Origin of the sequence: Pseudooctadecabacter jejudonensis (assembly GCF_900172275.1) — a bacterium.
GTDB lineage: Bacteria > Pseudomonadota > Alphaproteobacteria > Rhodobacterales > Rhodobacteraceae > Octadecabacter > Octadecabacter jejudonensis.
Genome location: NZ_FWFT01000003.1, coordinates 223,816 through 241,360, shown reverse-complemented (window position 1 = coordinate 241,360; position 17,545 = coordinate 223,816). Strand labels below are relative to the sequence as shown.

Sequence of the window (17,545 nt, the reverse complement as noted above, 5' to 3'; positions counted from 1 at the left end):
GCAAACTATTGTGCCTCGCGATCTTGACTTCCAAACGGGCAGCGAATTTGCGCCTGTAGCTATGCCATGCTGGCAATTCCCACCTTGGACAATGCTCAGGCTGTTCTGCGAAACCTATTCAGGGGCTAGCCGTGCGCTCGCAGCGAATGGCAGGAAAGCGGGTTGCGGATGCAGAAACTGGGAGACCCTGTGAAAGGCTGCAATGGGCCGTACCATATTCTTCGCACCTTGGTGCGTGACGCTGCTCCTGTTAAGAGCGTTCGCAGATACCCAAATTGGAAACAAAGATGATCACGCCAACAGCTTCAGTCAAAGACAACTTACAACTGCTGGCGTCTGTTGATGGCATTAGCCATATCGACCTCAAGGATGCTGCTGGAGCGACTCTAGACACCATTGAGAACAAACCTGGGCAACAGGGTTCACTGGTCGTTTATCAATATCTTGCAGAAATCTTCGGCAGCATTGACGCAAAGGCTGCAGCACATGGATTGGAAGTCTTTGCAGAGCATACGGTTGATGCAAAGAACCGACCTGGAGCGCACCCCAATATTGATCGCCTGTTGGATGTCATTGACACGGGCAAATCGTTGGATGTTCAGGTCGTACGAGCCTAAACCTGTGACCTTAGGTTGGGGTTAGCGGCTTTCGTGAAAGGCCAGAGCAAACTTGGTTCTGCTCTCGGCACCTGCCTTGCGAAGGATGTTACGAACGTGATTGCGTATGGTTTTGGGTTCTAACTCCAAACTGAGTGCAATCTCCTTGTCCGACAAACCCTGTGCCAACTGTTTGGCTACGCGTTGTTCTGCCTCACTGAACAGGTCCCAACGGTCATCGTTGGATTTGAGCTCAGCTAGCACGTCCGTTGGCACAAATTGCCCACCAGCAGCCATCATGCGTAACGCGTGGAGCAGCGGTTCATCAGACATTGATTTTGGCAGCCAGCCGACCGCACCCGCCGCAATGGCAGCTTTCACCAAATGAGGTTCTGTTCTGCCGGATATGATACCGACAGTCTGTTCTGGGTGATCTTTGTGGATTAGGCCCATGCCTTTGATCCCATTGGTTCCGGGCATGTCGTAATCCAGCAGCACCAGATCGAATGGCTTGCCTTCAGCCACTGTCTCGAGAGCAGCCTTTGCAGAACCCACTGACACTGTGTGGATCGACGGGTCCAGCTGCTTCAGCAGGTAGACCATCGCCGATCCAATCATAAGATGATCATCGGCAATGAGCAGGCGTTTCATCGGTAAATTTCTCTTATTGATTGTGAGGAGCAGTTTCACGCAGAAATCGGATATGGAAAAGAAGTTTGATTTGGTGATCAGAGATATGCTGCGATTTGCAGCGATCGTCCTGCTGTGGCTCGCGGCATATGTTTCTGCTGGTGTTTTCGACTTCTTTGAAACCTACGCGAGTCTTTGGTTCTTGCCTGCAGGCGTCACTTTGGCTGTCGCATTGACGGCTCCCCAAAAGTTCCTTTTGGCCCCGTTGGTGGCAAACCTGCTGCTGGCGATCCCGGCTGTTTGTGGAGTGCTTGGCGTTGAGTTCACCAACTATAGGGATCCGATCTTGCACGGGCTTCGCCTCTACGTGATTTACACTGGAGCGGGTTTGATCGCACGTCACTTGATTGCGGTGAGCTTACCGATCCGTGACTTGAAGAACCAACTTCAGTTAATTGCGATTGCACTGGTTGCAGCTCTACTGGGAGCTCTTAGCGGGGTCTCGCTTCACGCCACTGTGGGCAACTTCCCGTGGCCCGTTGCCTGGGAAATACTGCTACCATGGGCCGTAGGCGATGCCATTGGGACATTGATCCCACTGCCAATACTGGTTCCGTTCCTGATGTGGTTCTTTGGCCGTAGAGTACAGGCAGTTCTACCCGAGTGGCGAGCCATAGCGTTTCAGTTGGTGACGATCCTGTTGGCGATGTTCATTGCGTTTTGGGCTCCATCCCAAGGCACATATTTGGACTCGCTGTTCTATTTGATCTTGCTGCCACCTGTGATTTTTGCAGTACGAGGCGGTCTCCCATCTGCCGCAACGGCAATTGTGTTAACTGCGCTGTTAACGCCTCCTGCCGCCAACTGGTTTGGATTTGAGGGGGAGCGTATCTCCCTGCAAGTGCTTTTGCTGCTGACGGCGATCTCAACCTTGATGATTGGCGGGGCTGTTTCAGATCGTGAAGTTGCTTTTAATGCCATCAAACAGCATGAAGCTGACCTTGAAGAAGAAGTCGCCAACCAAACCAAAGACCTGCGCGATGCCTTTGAGTTCCAGCAACATCTCATACGTTCAATAGGCCATGACCTGCGCCAACCCATGCATTCCGTGAACATGATGTTGGATGGGCTGGTGATCGAACATAAAGACACTCCTGCTGGCGCACCACTGGAACAGGCTCGTGCCATTGGGCAAACAGCATCTGGGTTCATCGACAAGGTGCTTGCGTATGCCAAGCGAGAGGCAGGTCGGATCGATATCATCTCAGAAGAGTTTGCGCTTCAGCGTGTTTTCGACCAAGTGCTGCAAACGTTTGAGCCGGAAGCCAATCTGCGTGGCGTCACGTTGCACGTGATACCAACGAACCATCAGATGACATCGGATGCGAATTTGGTTTGGGAGGCCGTTTCCAACTTGGTTCAAAATGCCGTGCGCATGAGTGAAGATGGTTTATCTGTTACGGTTCGAGCGGAAATTGATGAAACCCGCATCGCGGTTCATGTGGTTGATGAAATCAATTGTGTTGAAGGTCCAAATGGTCAACCGGGCTTTGGGCTTGAGATCGTGCGCCAGATTGCACGGATGCTAGACGCGAAGTTCACTCTGAAGCCGAATTTGGCAGCCATTGAATTTGCATCGGCCTAAAAACCCAACTTACTGCCCATGCTGCCAAGTCGGTTCGGGGCGCGACTAGGCGTATGAAATCATTGACTGAATGAGCGGGAAAACTTGATTAAATCAAGTTTTTACCTCTCATCTCCGTCAAAGCCCTCAGTTTGGGCAGTTTTTGCAGCCCTTTGGGTCAGATGTGCACAACATCAAGCAGATCAACTCTGACAGGTTCACACCACAAACAATTTTCTGTGGAGGAACTTATGCCCAAAGGGTTTTGGACAACCGCCTATATCGGCGCGGTGGTGGCCATCAATTGGCTGTTTGTCGTGGTGCCGATGGTGCCAGTTCTGGGGACCATGTTCCCGCCTGTGATGCTCGTCGTTGGCTTTGTGTTTGTTTTCCGAGATTTTGCACAACGGGAGATTGGACACTGGGTCGTCATCGCTATGGTGGTGGCGGGCTGCATCAGCTATTTCATGTCGTCCCCGGTTGTGGCGTTGGCCAGTGTGACGGCATTCCTTATCTCCGAAGCCATCGATTGGGCTGTCTATACGTTCACACGTAAGCCGCTGTCCCAACGTATTTTGTTTTCGTCCGCCGTGGCCGTGCCCGTGGATACTATTGTTTTCCTCCTTATGGTTGGCTTCTTCGACTGGACTGCTGTTGCTTTGGTCAGTGCTGCCAAGATGCTTGGGGCGTTGGGGTTCTGGATGGTTCTACGCAACCGTGCTCCGCTCGAGGAGCTCGCTTGAATGTCGACGATCTGGATATTTGATATCGAAGCTCACGAGCAAAGATATACGGGAGAATGGCGAGAGCACCTTCCTCGGCAGCTTAAAGCAGCAATCGCATCTCGAGAGCTCGGAAAGTGGCAAGTGAAGCTGGTTTCTGGTCCAGCGAAGTCAAAGGCACCAGAGGCGGGAAAGTTCCTCAACTTTGCCGACACCAACATCTACAAATCATATCAAGTCGCCAAGTTTGCAGCCTTGGTTCAGTCTGGCCAAGTCGGTCGGAAAGATCGCGTATTGTTCACCGATGCTTGGCATCCTGGAGTGATCAATGTCCGTTATATGTCGGACTTGCTCAATCTACGCCTCGAGATCCAAGTCATGTGGCATTCTGGCTCCTACGACCGATGGGATGCTTTGGGCCAGGCCGTAAAGAACAAAAGCTGGAGCTATGCGTTTGAACGAGCGGTTTTTGATGCTGCTGAACGCAATTATTTCGCAGGGCGCTATCACGAAAACCTGTTCCTTACCAAAATCAAACCAGAGAACCCAAAGACTTCGCGATTTGTTGGTTGGCCGATGGAATATCTTACGCCTATCCTCAAGCCGCTTGCAGATACAGCTGACAAGGACACCATCCTATTCCCGCATCGTCTGGCTTTAGAAAAGCAACCAGAAATTCTAAAGATGCTGCAACAAAGGCTGTCCGAATATCGGATCATCTTTGCTCAAGAAAAACAGCTAAGCAAAGCCGAATACCACAAAGAGCTCGCACGCTCATTGGCTGTGTTTTCGGCCAGCAAGCAGGAAACCTTGGGCATCGGTGTATTTGAAGGTCTGATGGCAGGCGCAGTTCCAATCGTGCCGTATCGCTTGTCGTATCCAAAAATGTATCCGGGGTTCACCTATCCATCTGAGTGGACCATGTCTTTGGACGATGCTTACGCAAATGCCGACAGCATCGCTGGGTTCATTCACCAAGCAATTGAAAAGAAGAGCAAACTGCGACTGGCCAAGATGGCTAAGCAGGTCGCAGGGCGTTATTTTAATGGAGACAAACTCTATGCCAGCCTCCTCAGATAAAAACCTGCCCGTTATGATCGCTGATACGTCAGATGCGGTTGATGAACAGCACTTTGGGATGATGGGCAATGAGCCCCGCACCTGCTTGGGTGACGCTGGAATGGACAAAGACGTTGAGGATATGTTCCCGCGTGACCCCAGCAAACAACGCAAGCTTTCTCAAGGCCAGGATTACACAGAGGTCGGCGCATACGACAATGTTGCCTACTATATGCCTGCGCTCAGCAGCACGTATGTTGATGCGCTTGAAGGATTGGTCCTGCCAAGCCGATTTGGTTTCACAGCAGAAGACCTGCAATTCACCAACCCAAGCTCTAAGCTGTGTTTCTATCCATGGGTTCTCTACAGCGGTGGTCAGGCAGCCAAGACGCCAAAGCTAGCAAAACGACGCAATTGGTTAACCAACGGCCAGCATGATGACCGCGTCACTTTGATTGGCGACAGCGGCGGATTTCAAATCCAGCAAGGCACCATCGCATTCCAAGGCATGCCAACAGTAGAGCGGATGCTGCGTTGGCTGGAAGATGTGGCCACTCATTCTATGGTGATGGATTTTCCGCTTGCAACAATCGCCAGCGGCGGCGTGGATATCCATGTCCAGCGTCTTATGCGTGAAGGTGTCGAGATGGAAAAGCTCTCGAAGACGCTTGGGTTCGATACAGGTTTTTTGGCCTGTTTGTTCCAAACCGTCCGCAACAATCGCTATTATCGAATGCATCGCAAAGTGGGCGCAACCAAGGTGCTCAACATCATTCAGGGCCGAAACGAGCGCGAAAGCAAATTTTGGTTTGACCGCATGCTGCAGTTCCATTTCGATGGCTGGACGTTCGCAGGCAAGCACCATTCGCAGCTTGCGATGACATGCCGTCGGCTCATTGAAATGCGCGATCTTGGGCATTTGCGACAAGGCCAGTGGCTGCACTTCTTGGGTGTCTCCACTCTCAGGGTAGGTGTTGGCTTGAGCATGCTGCAACGCGCGCTGCGCAGCTATACCGATGCAAAAGACATCCAACTGTCGTTCGACTCTGGCAGCCCGGTGGATGTCATGCGCAACGGTTATGAAGCTGTGACCGGGGTAGACATGGACCCTGAGGTTTGGAGTTTTCGTTCGGCGCGCACGCGGCAAGACGCGCATGATGGGGATCACCGCCCATTGAATGAAATTCGCGAAAAAGGCGAGCGATCATTTGACTTCAAACGGACTCAAACTGCCTTGGGCGTGCATTTGACGCTTGATGATTTCGTCAACAAACCTTGGGTGGGCTTAACCGGTGAGCAAACTCGCAAGCTCCAGCAGGTTTTGCTGATCCACCACAACACACATGCGTTCTTTGAGGGTTTCAGGCGTGCATATCGCACGCTTGACGACCGCAATATCTTGGAACGCCCCAAGGAGTTGATGTGCCTTCCTGCTTTGCTTGACGGCGTATTCACCTCCGAGACCCCTATGCAATTCATTCAAGATGCTGAGCGCGAGTTGAACGCACTTGCACTAGCAAAGGTATGAGACATGAAAAAAAATGCACTTGCCGTCGTTGGATCAAACTCCAGCAAGAAACTGGCGGAATTTGATCCGGAGCTCAAAGCGATTCAGAGGCTATCTGCGAAAGCAGAAAAGGCGCTCAAGGGCCATCATAACCGCCTTCATCAAGCCTTGGTTGCCACCTATAAGCTTGGCCTTGAGCTCAAAGAGGTAGACATGCTCACGCTGTTCATAGGGCAGAAGACCAAATCGATGAGTGCCAAACAAAAAACCAATGATTTTCACGAGCTTGTAAGTCTCGCATTTCCCAACGCACGCGATGACAGCAAGTCAAAATACCGCAAAGTCTTGAAGCAAGCGCAAGAGGATGAATGGACTGTCGAAGACTTGCATAATGCGTTCGCTGGAAGTGAAACACTTGATACCCTTTACACTAAAGCCTTGGCTGTGGAGAAAAAAAGCGGTGATAGCAGAACCGAAGATGCGGCCTCTGCGAAGTTTGAACAGGCCAAACAAGTGTTGGATGCGCAGTCTCTTGGTTCCGTAACCGGCTTGCAACTAGATGCGATGAAACCGCACTCGGTTCACGGCTATGCCAATGCTGTCGTTCGGCAAACGGAAAATGGCGCGGAGGTTGTAGGGTTTCTCCCCGTTGGCCCCCAAGCATCCTTTGAACGCGCCTTGATCAGCCTTGTTCCGTCCATCACGGATCGTACAGAGCGGCGGTTGACCAAAAAGAAACTCTACGCGTTCTTTGTAATCTGCGATGTTTTCAAACGCATTCAACCTGATGCAGAAAATGTGGTTGCTCAACTTAAAGCAATGACTTCGATGCAGTCCACGTTGGAGCTGTCAGGCGAGGAAAGCAAAGATGAAGTTGTGCAAGTGCTGAGAGATCGGCAGTTGGGCCGAGCAGAAGCCCAAAAAGGCTCCAAAGTCACCGGCAACAACATCGAAAAAGCAAAGCAGGTGCTCTGGCTAGAGAAGCAAGATGGCAACCTGCCGACGCTCGTAGAAAACGGGACCATCCTACCATCGATGATTGCTCTGGAAGCCCACATCCCATGGGACGCGTTTAAGCAAAGAGCACGGGTTTTGCGCATGGCAGCAGATGACATTCTTAACTTTGCCTCTGATTTCTTGCGCCAACTTGAATGGGAGGACGAACATACTTCGAAGCTATCTCATCTTACGTCTTCAGACGGTGGCGCAATGAAGTATGCCTTTCCCAGTGTAGCACCGGACAGGAACGGGTATAGGCTGCTCAAAACCGACGCGACACCAGAGTATGGTTTTGCTTTGACCAAGGGTACTTTGATGGCGCTGAGTGGCTGGCGGGAAGACTTCAAAAAGTCATTGCCACGAAACTCAAAACGACGGTTCCCAACGCTTCTCAATGTTGTGGAAGACAATGGGTATCTGTACCTTCACTTCCCTGACAATCCTCACGAAAAACAAAAGCTGGGAAAAATCACCTCCACGCCGCAAATTGAGATGCCGCTTGGCTCTAACTGGCTTGTTCAAACCCGCCAGCTGGAAAGCGTGATCAGCCTCGGCGTTGATTACGGCATGAAGTTTGAGGGGAAGCTTCTTTCCATGTCAGGTGCGCCCTTTGGAATTGAGTTGAACTGCGAATTGCCGACCGGCCCTTGCAAGATGACGCTACCATTAATTGTGGGGCTCGCAGGAGGCTTCGTCGAAAACACTGATATGTTCGTCGCTCCTGCAGCGTTGCCAGCGCCTAGTCTTGAAGATGAGCAGCGTTCAGATATTGATCCCAAATAGCAAAAGTCTGCTGCTCCTGTTGCACAGCATGGTTGGCAGCAGTTTGCAAAGGACGCTCATACAATTCACGCAGCATATTTTGCGCGTCACGGACAGGTGTGATCTGAACGCCTTCTTCGATGAAAGCTTGCCACCAGCCATACTCGTGAACCAGCAAAGTCGGCAGTCCTGCTGCCAAAGTTTCCATCGCTGAAAACCCATAGGACTCAAGCTTTGCAGGATGGAACGCTATCCGCGCAGACCGGATGAAGTCGGCCTTTTCTTGGCCGGTGATCTCGGATTTCATTTCATAATCTGTGATGCCATGCTTATTGAAAGTCTTCGTGAACTTCTGTTCACTATTCTGTCGAGTGAGGACTTTTGCGGGGAGCCCCGCTTGTGCAACCTTTTGAGCGAACACTGCAGGCTGTTTGCGTGGCTCATGTCTTCCGATGAACAGAACTCCTTTCCGTTCTCCATGGTACGGCTGCAGCAGTTGTGGATCAGGGATTGGCATTGGAAGCACAACTGGCGGAGCAGAAAGCTCCAGGTGTTTCATGCGCTCGACGTTGTAGTCGCTTTGGGTGGCCGTGGTGATCCCGGGTGTCCCGACGATCCTTAACAGCATTTCCATATAGCTTGGCCCGAATTTGCTGCTCTTCGGGATTGGGTTCAGCACCAGGTTTTCGTGGTGGGTGTAAAAGGTGGTTGGGGTTTGTTCATGTAACCCCATCTCCAGCACGGCCAAACCCGCCTCAGGCGTATTGATCAATAGATGTGTTGGAGGCTCAACCTCCAGCGCCTTACACAACGCGCTCTTGAAGTTTTGGACGCGGAAATGGTTGGGTACTTCTTTTGAGTATCGGCTATTGTCGGGGTTATGCCCTGAATACTTCACGGGCTGGCTTGGAATGATGAAACTGCCTTGTTTCTGAGCAGCCTCTTTCATTGCCTGCGCGGCTTTGTACGGCTCGGCGTCCATGATTACGGTGACATGCCACCCAAAGTGGTTTGCCATCCGCTGGAAGCCTCGGAAGAATGAACCGATCCCGCCAGTTGGAACGAAGTGTTGGTTCGAGATGAGAAAATAGATGTGATGCTGTGTCATGCAGAAAGCGTAGCGGCACAAATGCTCGTCGAAACGATATTTGCTTGGAGTCACACCAATCTTCGCCGGGGTCTTGATCTTGGAGGGCGTAAGACTCGAGCTCACGGAAAACTTGATTAAATCAAGTTTTCCTCACAGGCCGACGTCGCAAATATTTTATTGAAAACAGTCACAGGAATAATGACTGCATTTTGGAAAGGCGTCAGATTCAAGACAATTGAACAAGGAGAAATTTCAATGCGAGAAGTAGATTTAACAGGCTTTGGCCAAAGCCAATTCTTCGCAACCTATCGGTTAAGACGCTTTCAAAAATGGCTGGGAATAGAAGGCGACTGGGTCTTTGCGTGGCTGGCCGGGCAGTCATCAAACCACATTGGTTTCAAGTTTGGTGGAAACTTGTATTTCGAATGTTGTGGCGAACCCCCTAAGGACATTCGACGTCCCCGGCACTGGGTGAGACGTTGGCATATGCATTGGTATGACAGATGCGCTGGTTCTGTGCCTAGAAACACAAAGTACATTGGCAACCTGCATGTGGATTGGAACATGATTGGCCAACCCAATCTGGAGAACATCGAGTTCTGTTTCCACAGGCACTCAAAGGCTCAAATACGTGAAGCTTTGAAACGGGGCTTTGTCGCGGTACGCCTCAAACACGGTCGATCCAGGTAAAGTCATAGCACTTCCACCGCGCTGCGCTTTTGTTCATCCGACACATCAATGTAGCGTTGCGTGGTGGTCAGCTGTTTATGTCCAGCAAGTTCCATGATCACCTTTGGTGATATACCAGCATGCGCCATGCGCGTAATAAACCATCGTCGCCCACTGTGTGAGGACGCATCCTCGATCCCAGCAGCATCAAACACGCGTGCAAAAGCTTGGACCATGCTGTTGGCCGTGAAGTGTCCACCCTTTTGGGACTCGATCACAGGCCGATCAGGTGCCCTCCAGCGATCCAGTTGCGCCCAGTAGGTTGAAAGCTCCTTCTGCAGCTTAGCGTTCAGATGCACCTGGCGCGCTTCCTTGGCTTTTGTGTTCTCCGCTTTCAGGTAGAACATCGCCTTGGGCTTGTGCTCACGATCCAGCACATCGGCCCATTTGAGCGAGGCGATCTCGCCCACGCGCATGCCAGCGTAGTGGGACAGCATGAGCATCAACCTGTTGCGCTTGCCGTTCTGCATGCTTGCGCAGATGGCCATCACGCGCTTCAGTTCCTCAGAAGATAACACCTTTGCCTGTTTCATCCGTTCTCCACCAAATGATTGAAACATAACGCTTTCCTACCGGAGAGCTGTTTTTGTTATGTTGCCACCTGATGGGGAGGGCGACCGTTTTCTGATTACCATGGATCTGAAGTTGGTAGGGTACAGGCGCGGAAAATTTGTATTTTGTTATGTTGTACATCATGGGCGTTCGGATCGTTCGACGGAGCGGCGCGCCGGACAGCGACGAAGCGACAGTTTCATCGAAATTTCTAATCTCTAACGTTAGCCAAAGCAGAAGTTGGCTGCCTGGTAGCCAGACAACCAGCTTCTTGTGGTGTTAGCCTCGCAGCGCTAAAATTGCGTAGAGCAGCGCTATTGGACCGTAGAGCTCGGGTTTGCCGCTAATCCAGCAGCCAGTTCCATGGCAAGCCGAGAGCCCAGCGTAGAGCGCTCTATGGCAAAACAAAATTTCAATGACCTTGCTCGCCCAGTCTTCAAGTTTCGATTTGAACTCAAACATCTATTTACCTTTCGGATGTTGAGCTGGGCCCAGCTTTGGTTAACGTGTCGACTGAACGTGTTTTGGCTGGTTTCGAACAATCAGTCGTTTCATCACGGTTACAGGGGTCTGAAACCTTACTTTTAAGGAGTCTTGAACTGATGACAGCGATTGATGGCAGAAGCGACGTTAAGAAGTTCGGAGAGCTGGTCCGAGAGCGTCGGATTGCCAAAGGCTGGAGCTTGGAGGCTCTTGCCGCTGAGGCATTCTCGAATTCGACCCGAAAAGGGTATGTATCTCAGATTGAGAACGGGAAGATCCCAAAAATTACACAAAATACTGTTCGTAACGTCGCGCTAGCCCTTGAGATCAACCCTGACGATATTCCACGTGCTTTGCGTTGGCCTGAGGTTAAGAGAAGCCCATCCACCGGTGGCAATTCTATTCCATTTGCAGCTGTATCGCGCTTATTTGGGCGAGACAAAGAGATTGCCGATTTAGAGAATGCCTGGAATGATGATGAGTTAGCTATCGTGGCTCTAGATGCTATTGGTGGTGCTGGCAAAACCGCGCTCGTAAAGGCGTTTGAGCAAAAATTACTCGATAAAGGCCCTGCTTCCGGCTTGGATTCAATATTCTTTTGGAGCTTTTTTAGCCAAGGGGCTGATGAACGCCGACAAGCCAACGGTAATGAATTTCTTGAAGAGGCATTAGTATTTTTTGGCTATGAACACTTAGTTGCCGAGAAGAGCTTTCCTGTTGAGGCCACGACGAGCGAAGAGGATATTTGCCGACGCCAGAAAGAGATAATTCGTGGCAAGAAAAATGAAGATGGGACGGTCGTTTATCCGGGTCTTAGTGATTGGAAAAAAGGAGTGGAATTAGCAAAGTTAGTCAGCCAGCGCCGTGTGCTATTAGTACTAGACGGGCTGGAACCTTTGCAATACCCCAGCGGTACCGAGCATGCTGCAGAAGGGGCGCTCAGAGATCTCGGTTTGAAGGCTCTGCTCCAGAGTCTTGCACATGGCGCATCGGGGCTCACAATTATCACGACACGACTGAGGGTAAGCGATCTTATCCAAGCTGAAGAAACAACCAAAATGTATCGTTCAGCGTTGCGCCCCATACCTTTGATGGACGCAATTTCATTCCTGCGCCACTCACGTGAGATTGAAGACGGTGTAGCCTTTGGGGTGGAACCGAATTATCCACCCGAAGAGTACGACTTACCCATCAGGTCTTCGTTTCCTAAGAGCGAGGTTGCTAAGCTCCCTCCAGACTACACACCCAAAGCTACTGAACAGCTTCCTGCAATGCCTTGGCGAGAAGCTATGAACATCGTGCAAGTTGCTTGTGCTCTCAAAGGGCATGCGCTGGCGTTAAATCATGTAGCTGGGTACCTGTGTGAGTTTCACGGTGGGGTTGCAGATCGATTTAGTCAGGTTCCTCAGGTGATTAACCTGGGGGGAGATCGAGATCGCGATCCGTTTCGTGTGATGCAAGCTATAGAGGTAGCGCTCGCCCGTCGGATCAACGAAGTTGAAAATCCGAGGAAAGATCAGGAGCGTTTGGCGGTACTTTTTTTTCTAGGCCTTTTTGATCGCCCCATGCGATGGACCGACGTTGAGGCTTTGCGAGCTGGTCCTCCTCTGCCTGGTGTCCTCGGCATCGCGACGGCTATGAGCAATCAATCTCTCGCCGAGGCACTACAATCTCTACGCCGACAAGGGCTCGTGTTCGCTGCCGACCCACGAGTCCCGCTTCAGCGCAGTGATATCGATTGCCACCCGCTTGTACGGGAGTACTTTGCGTTACGCTTGGCTGATGTGGATGAAGCGACGTTCAAGTCTGCACATAGAAAGCTATATGATCACTACCGATATAGTGCCGCGGGACCGAACGGAGTGACTCTGCCATTGGAGTTCCGAAACCCGTTAGTGTACGGCGTGCTTCTCGCTTGTTCACGGTTTCCACTTCAGCAAGGCACCTTAAAGGAGATGATGAGCGCCGGGAAAGTTCCTCTTTATGCCTCTGGGGCAATTACAAGGACTATGCAAAGAGCTTCTTCGGACGAAATTGTGGCCGCATCAGAGCTAATTGATGGACCTCAATGGGACAGAGCTTTACGCGCATTGCTACCAAAAGATGAAATTGGGATGCGAGATTTATTCTTGGCAATTCGCCACGGTTGTTTGGCCGGGCGTCAAAGCGAAGCCCTAAATGAAGTATTTGACCCAAGAGTTCGGCAGGGTCGAAATTATGCATCCGAGGTACTTGGTCTTCACGGGCAAGAGCTTGCAACTCTATCTGCATTTTTTGAAGGCGGGTTTGACGAACCTAGCAGAAACCTCTCCCCATATGACAGGGGTTTCCTAACTAACGCTGTTGCTCTTCGCATGAAAAAGCTTGGGAGACTTGAAGATTCAGAAGTTCCTCAACGGAAGGCTATGGTCTTATTTCAGGAACTTGGAGAGTGGGGTGAAGCAACAATTAACGCCACTAATCTGGCTGATGTGCTATTGCTGCTCGGAAATTTGGAGGGGGAAAACGGTGCAGAAATGGCCGCCGCTGATGCTGTTGCCAATTCAGAAAAATGTCAGATAGATACAATAGTCGAATCTTCACGCGTCATGGTTCTCAGCAAGAGAACCTCAGCACAAGAGTCCGTTTGTGCGGCAGCATTAGCGATGGGAAATTTGCGCGCCGCTGAAAAGGCATTTTATTCTGCCCTAAGTAATGCAGAAGAAATCCGACCTACAACCGCACCTTGGGTCTTCTGGTCTTCGTGGTCAAAAGATTCGGCAGTCACTGATTTGCTTTTTGCAAAAGCGAGATACAGAGAGATTGCTGCTTTGACCGAACTCCGGCAACTCTTGGTATCATCGTCTCCGCAAGGTCTCGAAGAAAATGCCGACATAGTTCTCCTGAGAGCCAAATCAGCTCTATTTTCTGGAAAGACACTTGATCAGGCACCTCTTGATCTTGCCGAAGAAGCTCTTGAGCTTTTTCGCGTAGCAAACGCTGAACATAAACTTCCTCGTGGTCTCTTGACAGTAGCATCGGCTGGGGCACTCGCAGGAGAACTAGAGCGAGCCTATCACGCGCTGGACGAATTGGCCGCAATGGCTCTCCGTGGTCCAATGCCAATCTATGCCTGTGCTGCGGAACTTTTGCGTTCTCGTATCGCCTTATCCGCCGGCGACAGGCATGAGGCAAAAAAACAACGCAAGGCGGCTCACGACTTGATGGTTGCTCACTCTCTTCATGGGGTTAACCCGGAACTAACAGTTCTGGATGCTGAGTTAGCACTTGGAACTTCTTCTTTCTCGGGTGCAATGCAAGCAGCTCACGAGTGTATTGCTGGTGGCTGGTGGGCACATATACCGCGTATTGAAGCTTTAGGTGAGGATTGTTCCGATTTACGTGACGCTGAGGAGAAATTTAATGTTACGCGTAATGCGCATATGCGCTGGTACTGCGTTAAGACAGAAGAGTATGATCCAACCAGCGACCCAGTGGCTCTCTACCTTGCTGAAGAGTACCTGAAAGTCGATGGATTTCGCGAAGATATGGACGCGCGAATAGATCGCGAGAACTTCCCAGATGGGTTAGCTAGTTTGACTCACGAGCATCAGATAAAAGGCGCAGCTGAGTTTACGTCAATGTTGGGTGAAAGTCATAGGATAAATCGCAAAATAGATGCGGACCTTGCGGACCCCTCTTTCGTCGAAAAGCTGACTGACGTGCTCAATGAACAAAAGGGACTGATTTTTGATGATCTTTCGGAAAAAGATCGCAGAGAATGGGCATATGAGTTACGGAAGGCGATCAAGAAAGCTGAAGACGAGGCTTCCAACCAAAAAGGAATGATGAGGTCACACGACTTAATGGAGATTTCCGACGCGAAATTGGATGAAGTCCTCGATGATCCGTTGGACATACAGAAGATCGAGGAGATATTGGGCAGCTCGTTGACAGAGAAATTTGTAGACCTCCCGCGTGAAGCGCAGCGTAAATGGCTGTCGGTTGCCCTAGTTATTCCTCAACACTACGTCCAAAAATAAAACTCAGCTATGGGAAGTGAGTTTTGGCGCAGAGCGAAGTCAACGCAACCGTTCAATCATATGCTGGCTCGAAGTGTTTCGGATAGGTGAGTATCTTCACACAGACTTTGGCAATGCAACAGTGCGCTGCAGTATGACCTAGCACTTAGTCCGCGTGTTCATGCTAGTTCAGCACATCGCTAGCACAGTTCGGTTTAGACCCAACAATATCAAGGATTTACCCCGCCGTGACGCGCATTGAAAATCCTCGTGTCGGTGGTTCGATTCCGCCCCCGGGCACCACTTAACAAGCTGATATGATTGTAATTTCTGCTCATGGCTGATCCTCTTTTTGGTCAGGTTTGACGCTTTTCGGCGAAGGTTTGACACTTTCGGCCCGCCTTCGGTTCTCTTCTTCCAGTGTGGCCATGGTCTCGCGGTTCTTGTCGGCAAGGTTCGCAGAGCGCGAATAGTGCCGCGCCATGGACGGAGTTTTCTGCCCCAGCAGGTCCGCGATGCGGCGTTCATCGAGGCCCGCTTCGCGCAAAGTCGTGGCGACTGTGTGCCGCAAGCCCTTGAGGGTCAGGCCTTTTTCGATAAGGCCTTCATCCTCAATGGCGGATTTGAAACGGTGCCAGACGGTTGAAAAACCGTTGTAAGTCCATGCCTCGCCACGCGAATTGGAAAGTACGGTCTCGGCATCGTGGTCAGGCATGCGGTCAAGCGCGGCTTGAAGGGTCGGGCTGACCGGAATCGCGACTTCTTCACCTGTCTTGCCGCGCACGCCCCAGATCATGCCGCCGTCGACTTGATCATTCCGTAATCTTAGGGCGTCGGAAGGGTCGAGGCCGGTGTTCATCATCGGGGCGAGGGCCACGCGCACGTGAGGCTTGGCCTTGCCCAAGACGATGTCTCGCTCCTCGATGGTCCAGGGACGGTTGGCATATGCGCGGTCGCGCGGGCGGCGCTTGGGAATGACGTCTTTGGCGAAGTTCGCTGAGATAAGACCCTTCGGGATGTTGTAGCGAAACACCTCGCTTAAAAGCGTGCGGACCATGTTCGACCGCCGCCAGCCTATCTTCTTCGCTGCCCTGTCGTGGATGCCCGCAATTAGGGGCGTATCGATCACATGGATCGGCGTGTCGCGGATCGGCTCAAGGAAGTCAGCGCATTTGCGGTAGTCGCGCCGCGTAGCCTCGGCCAAGTTCTGAAAGTGCTCGGTTTCGAAGTAGGACTGGATCAACCCGCCGAGCGTCCCGGCCTTTGGTGCCTTCGCTCGCTGCGCCTCGGCGATGGCACGGATCGTCTCACATTCTGCAAAGAACTCGGCGGAACCAATAGGGGCGTGGGTCAAGTCAACCTTGTGGCCGGTCTCGCGGTGATAGCATCGCTGCTTTCCGTGCCGGTCCTTGAAAATCTTGAAACCTTTGACCCGCACCTTTGTCATCAAAGGCGGTCCAGAATGGTGTCGCGGGTGTCGGTCACGGCCCCGGACTTCACATCATCAATCCAGAGATCGAGGTCGCGGCGATCCCAAAGCAACGTGCCTTGCTTCAACTCCACCGGGCGCACAGGGCAAGCAGTCTTGAAATGCTTCACCGGCAATCCGGCGTAGCTCGCAGCCTCGGACTGCTTCAGCATGCGCTTATCGATCACGCTGATATTGAGATTGGTCGTCGCCATAACCAGACACCCCCGTCAATTCGCCGCCGAACCCTTGGCTGCTTCGACCTTGGTCGCGTTCTTCTGGAACCGGTCCCAGCCGCTCATCGTCAACAACTTGGTCTTCGGGGATATCTCCACAAATTCGAGCTTACCGCTGTTCATCAACGCGCGTACTTGCGCAACGCTTAGGCCAACCATGGAACTAAGCTCTTTTGGTGATAGTAACTTCTCGTGAGCCAAAACTCCCTCCTTTTCAGAAGATAGCGTGAATCGGGTTGATTGCGCGAACCAGCCGTGCTCCGATAGCGAAACACAACCAAATACGTTCGTTTGTGCGTATAGTATCCATATGAGCGTAAACACAAGTGGATTGCTGTGAAAATGGCAGAACGTGCGGAAGACTACCTAACTGCGCTCGGCGCGCGCATCGCGATTGCCCGAAACGAACAGGCTTTGTCGCAGGCAAAAATGGCCGAAGCGCTCGGAATGTCTTTGCGGGCATATCAGAGCTATGAGTTGGGTAAGCGAGCTATCCCAGTTGAAGCTCTGATCAAGCTGCACCGCCAGTTCGATGTGGACTTGGGTTGGATTTTGCTTGGTGTGGAGGCTGTCCGCCTCAAGCACGACCTCGACAAGCTGGAAGAATTCGAAGTCGCGCTGGACAAGTACCTGTCAGAAAACGGGATCAAACTGAAAAGTGAAAAGCGCGGCGCAATCGCGGCGCGCTGGTATCGCTCTTTCCTAGAAGGGAAAGAGATCGCCATGGACGACGTCCATACCTGGATCGAGCTATTGAGGGAGTAGAACTTTGACACCACCAACCGAAAAGTGGCGCAGCGCACAACTTGCGACTGTCGAGGCCTCGCATCGCTTTCTCTTCAAGTTTGCGGGCATTTTGTATGCAAGCGCCAGCGTTGCGGCCATTTTCTATCTGGTCGTTTTTGCTCGGCTAAACTTTCTCCCTTTCGATGCTTCAAGCGGAAACGTTCACTCAACTATAGAGGGCCTGATGGCAGGGCTTGCCATGGTATCCTTCATTGGCCTGGCTATATTTTCTGGCCCCGTTGCATTGCTTCAATGGCGCTCACAACGCTACCTCCAATCAATTTCATGAGCAGCAAATTAA

At 51.5% G+C, this 17,545-nt stretch carries 15 protein-coding genes; 9 read left to right on the top strand and 6 right to left on the bottom strand.

The window, feature by feature from the left end; genetic code table 11:
• Positions 1 to 287 precede the first annotated feature (287 nt).
• Entirely contained in the window at positions 288 to 617 is a 330-nt protein-coding gene (locus tag PSJ8397_RS10260) for a DUF2322 family protein (RefSeq protein ID WP_085864519.1), read from the top strand.
• 21 nt (positions 618 to 638) lie between these two features.
• On the opposite strand, the gene PSJ8397_RS10255 is transcribed toward PSJ8397_RS10260, so the two are convergent.
• Positions 639 to 1,286 (bottom strand): response regulator transcription factor, encoded by a 648-nt coding sequence (locus PSJ8397_RS10255; protein WP_159453122.1) that lies wholly within the window; start codon positions 1,284 to 1,286, stop codon positions 639 to 641.
• A gap of 13 nt (positions 1,287 to 1,299) precedes the next feature.
• Between PSJ8397_RS10255 and PSJ8397_RS10250 the strand changes: the two genes are divergently transcribed.
• From PSJ8397_RS10250 to PSJ8397_RS10230, 5 genes are all read left to right on the top strand, one after another.
• Positions 1,300 to 2,871: an MASE1 domain-containing protein gene (locus PSJ8397_RS10250; RefSeq protein ID WP_159453121.1), complete on the top strand. Its 1,572-nt coding sequence runs from the start codon at positions 1,300 to 1,302 to the stop codon at positions 2,869 to 2,871.
• 230 nt (positions 2,872 to 3,101) lie between these two features.
• Positions 3,102 to 3,593, top strand: a complete 492-nt coding sequence (locus PSJ8397_RS10245; RefSeq protein WP_085864516.1) for a VUT family protein — start codon at positions 3,102 to 3,104, stop codon at positions 3,591 to 3,593.
• Positions 3,594 to 4,652, top strand: coding sequence for a glycosyltransferase (locus tag PSJ8397_RS10240; RefSeq protein WP_085864515.1), 1,059 nt, complete (start codon positions 3,594 to 3,596; stop codon positions 4,650 to 4,652).
• Between the two features lie 13 nt (positions 4,653 to 4,665).
• Positions 4,666 to 6,159, top strand: a complete 1,494-nt coding sequence (locus PSJ8397_RS10235; RefSeq protein ID WP_143515434.1) for a hypothetical protein — start codon at positions 4,666 to 4,668, stop codon at positions 6,157 to 6,159.
• Between the two features lie 3 nt (positions 6,160 to 6,162).
• On the top strand, positions 6,163 to 7,920 hold the full coding sequence (locus tag PSJ8397_RS10230) for a hypothetical protein (RefSeq protein ID WP_085864513.1): 1,758 nt from the start codon (positions 6,163 to 6,165) through the stop codon (positions 7,918 to 7,920).
• Here the strand turns inward: PSJ8397_RS10230 and PSJ8397_RS10225 are convergent.
• Both PSJ8397_RS10225 and PSJ8397_RS10220 read right to left on the bottom strand, forming a co-directional pair.
• A complete protein-coding gene (locus tag PSJ8397_RS10225; RefSeq protein ID WP_143515433.1) occupies positions 7,877 to 9,007 on the bottom strand; it encodes a glycosyltransferase in 1,131 nt (376 codons plus the stop codon). The two genes, PSJ8397_RS10230 and PSJ8397_RS10225, sit on opposite strands and share 44 nt — an antisense overlap.
• A 674-nt stretch (positions 9,008 to 9,681) precedes the next feature.
• Positions 9,682 to 10,278 (bottom strand): tyrosine-type recombinase/integrase, encoded by a 597-nt coding sequence (locus PSJ8397_RS10220; protein WP_200811311.1) that lies wholly within the window; start codon positions 10,276 to 10,278, stop codon positions 9,682 to 9,684.
• 498 nt (positions 10,279 to 10,776) lie between these two features.
• Between PSJ8397_RS10220 and PSJ8397_RS10210 the strand changes: the two genes are divergently transcribed.
• Positions 10,777 to 14,775, top strand: a complete 3,999-nt coding sequence (locus PSJ8397_RS10210; protein WP_143515431.1) for a helix-turn-helix domain-containing protein — start codon at positions 10,777 to 10,779, stop codon at positions 14,773 to 14,775.
• Positions 14,776 to 15,088: 313 nt separating this feature from the next.
• Here PSJ8397_RS10210 and PSJ8397_RS10205 read toward each other — a convergent pair whose 3' ends face one another.
• Genes PSJ8397_RS10205 through PSJ8397_RS16870 form a run of 3 tightly spaced genes read right to left on the bottom strand, consistent with a single transcriptional unit; the run spans position 15,089 to position 16,659 of the window.
• Positions 15,089 to 16,201 (bottom strand): tyrosine-type recombinase/integrase, encoded by a 1,113-nt coding sequence (locus PSJ8397_RS10205; protein ID WP_085864509.1) that lies wholly within the window; start codon positions 16,199 to 16,201, stop codon positions 15,089 to 15,091.
• Positions 16,201 to 16,437, bottom strand: a complete 237-nt coding sequence (locus PSJ8397_RS10200) for a hypothetical protein (RefSeq protein ID WP_085864508.1) — start codon at positions 16,435 to 16,437, stop codon at positions 16,201 to 16,203. The genes PSJ8397_RS10205 and PSJ8397_RS10200 overlap by 1 nt, the downstream gene beginning before the upstream one ends.
• 15 nt (positions 16,438 to 16,452) lie before the next feature.
• A complete protein-coding gene (locus PSJ8397_RS16870; RefSeq protein ID WP_143515430.1) occupies positions 16,453 to 16,659 on the bottom strand; it encodes a hypothetical protein in 207 nt (68 codons plus the stop codon).
• 141 nt (positions 16,660 to 16,800) lie between these two features.
• Here PSJ8397_RS16870 and PSJ8397_RS10195 point away from each other — a divergent pair, with 141 nt between their 5' ends.
• Together PSJ8397_RS10195 and PSJ8397_RS16865 are read left to right on the top strand one after the other, a co-directional pair.
• On the top strand, positions 16,801 to 17,223 hold the full coding sequence (locus tag PSJ8397_RS10195) for a helix-turn-helix domain-containing protein (protein WP_085864507.1): 423 nt from the start codon (positions 16,801 to 16,803) through the stop codon (positions 17,221 to 17,223).
• Positions 17,224 to 17,227: 4 nt separating this feature from the next.
• A complete protein-coding gene (locus PSJ8397_RS16865) occupies positions 17,228 to 17,533 on the top strand; it encodes a hypothetical protein (RefSeq protein ID WP_143515429.1) in 306 nt (101 codons plus the stop codon).
• The last annotated feature ends 12 nt before the right edge of the window (positions 17,534 to 17,545 follow it).

Bases quoted from the DNA above. Each gene is read 5' to 3' on its own strand.
- PSJ8397_RS10260 (WP_085864519.1), top strand. From the start codon at position 288: ATGATCACGCCAACAGCTTCAGTCAAAGACAACTTACAACTGCTGGCG.
- PSJ8397_RS10250 (WP_159453121.1), top strand. From the start codon at position 1,300: ATGGAAAAGAAGTTTGATTTGGTGATCAGAGATATGCTGCGATTTGCA.
- PSJ8397_RS10245 (WP_085864516.1), top strand. From the start codon at position 3,102: ATGCCCAAAGGGTTTTGGACAACCGCCTATATCGGCGCGGTGGTGGCC.
- PSJ8397_RS10240 (WP_085864515.1), top strand. From the start codon at position 3,594: ATGTCGACGATCTGGATATTTGATATCGAAGCTCACGAGCAAAGATAT.
- PSJ8397_RS10235 (WP_143515434.1), top strand. From the start codon at position 4,666: ATGATCGCTGATACGTCAGATGCGGTTGATGAACAGCACTTTGGGATG.
- PSJ8397_RS10230 (WP_085864513.1), top strand. From the start codon at position 6,163: ATGAAAAAAAATGCACTTGCCGTCGTTGGATCAAACTCCAGCAAGAAA.
- PSJ8397_RS10225 (WP_143515433.1), bottom strand. From the start codon at position 9,007: ATGACACAGCATCACATCTATTTTCTCATCTCGAACCAACACTTCGTT.
- PSJ8397_RS10220 (WP_200811311.1), bottom strand. From the start codon at position 10,278: ATGTTTCAATCATTTGGTGGAGAACGGATGAAACAGGCAAAGGTGTTA.
- PSJ8397_RS10205 (WP_085864509.1), bottom strand. From the start codon at position 16,201: ATGACAAAGGTGCGGGTCAAAGGTTTCAAGATTTTCAAGGACCGGCAC.
- PSJ8397_RS10200 (WP_085864508.1), bottom strand. From the start codon at position 16,437: ATGGCGACGACCAATCTCAATATCAGCGTGATCGATAAGCGCATGCTG.
- PSJ8397_RS10195 (WP_085864507.1), top strand. From the start codon at position 16,801: ATGGCAGAACGTGCGGAAGACTACCTAACTGCGCTCGGCGCGCGCATC.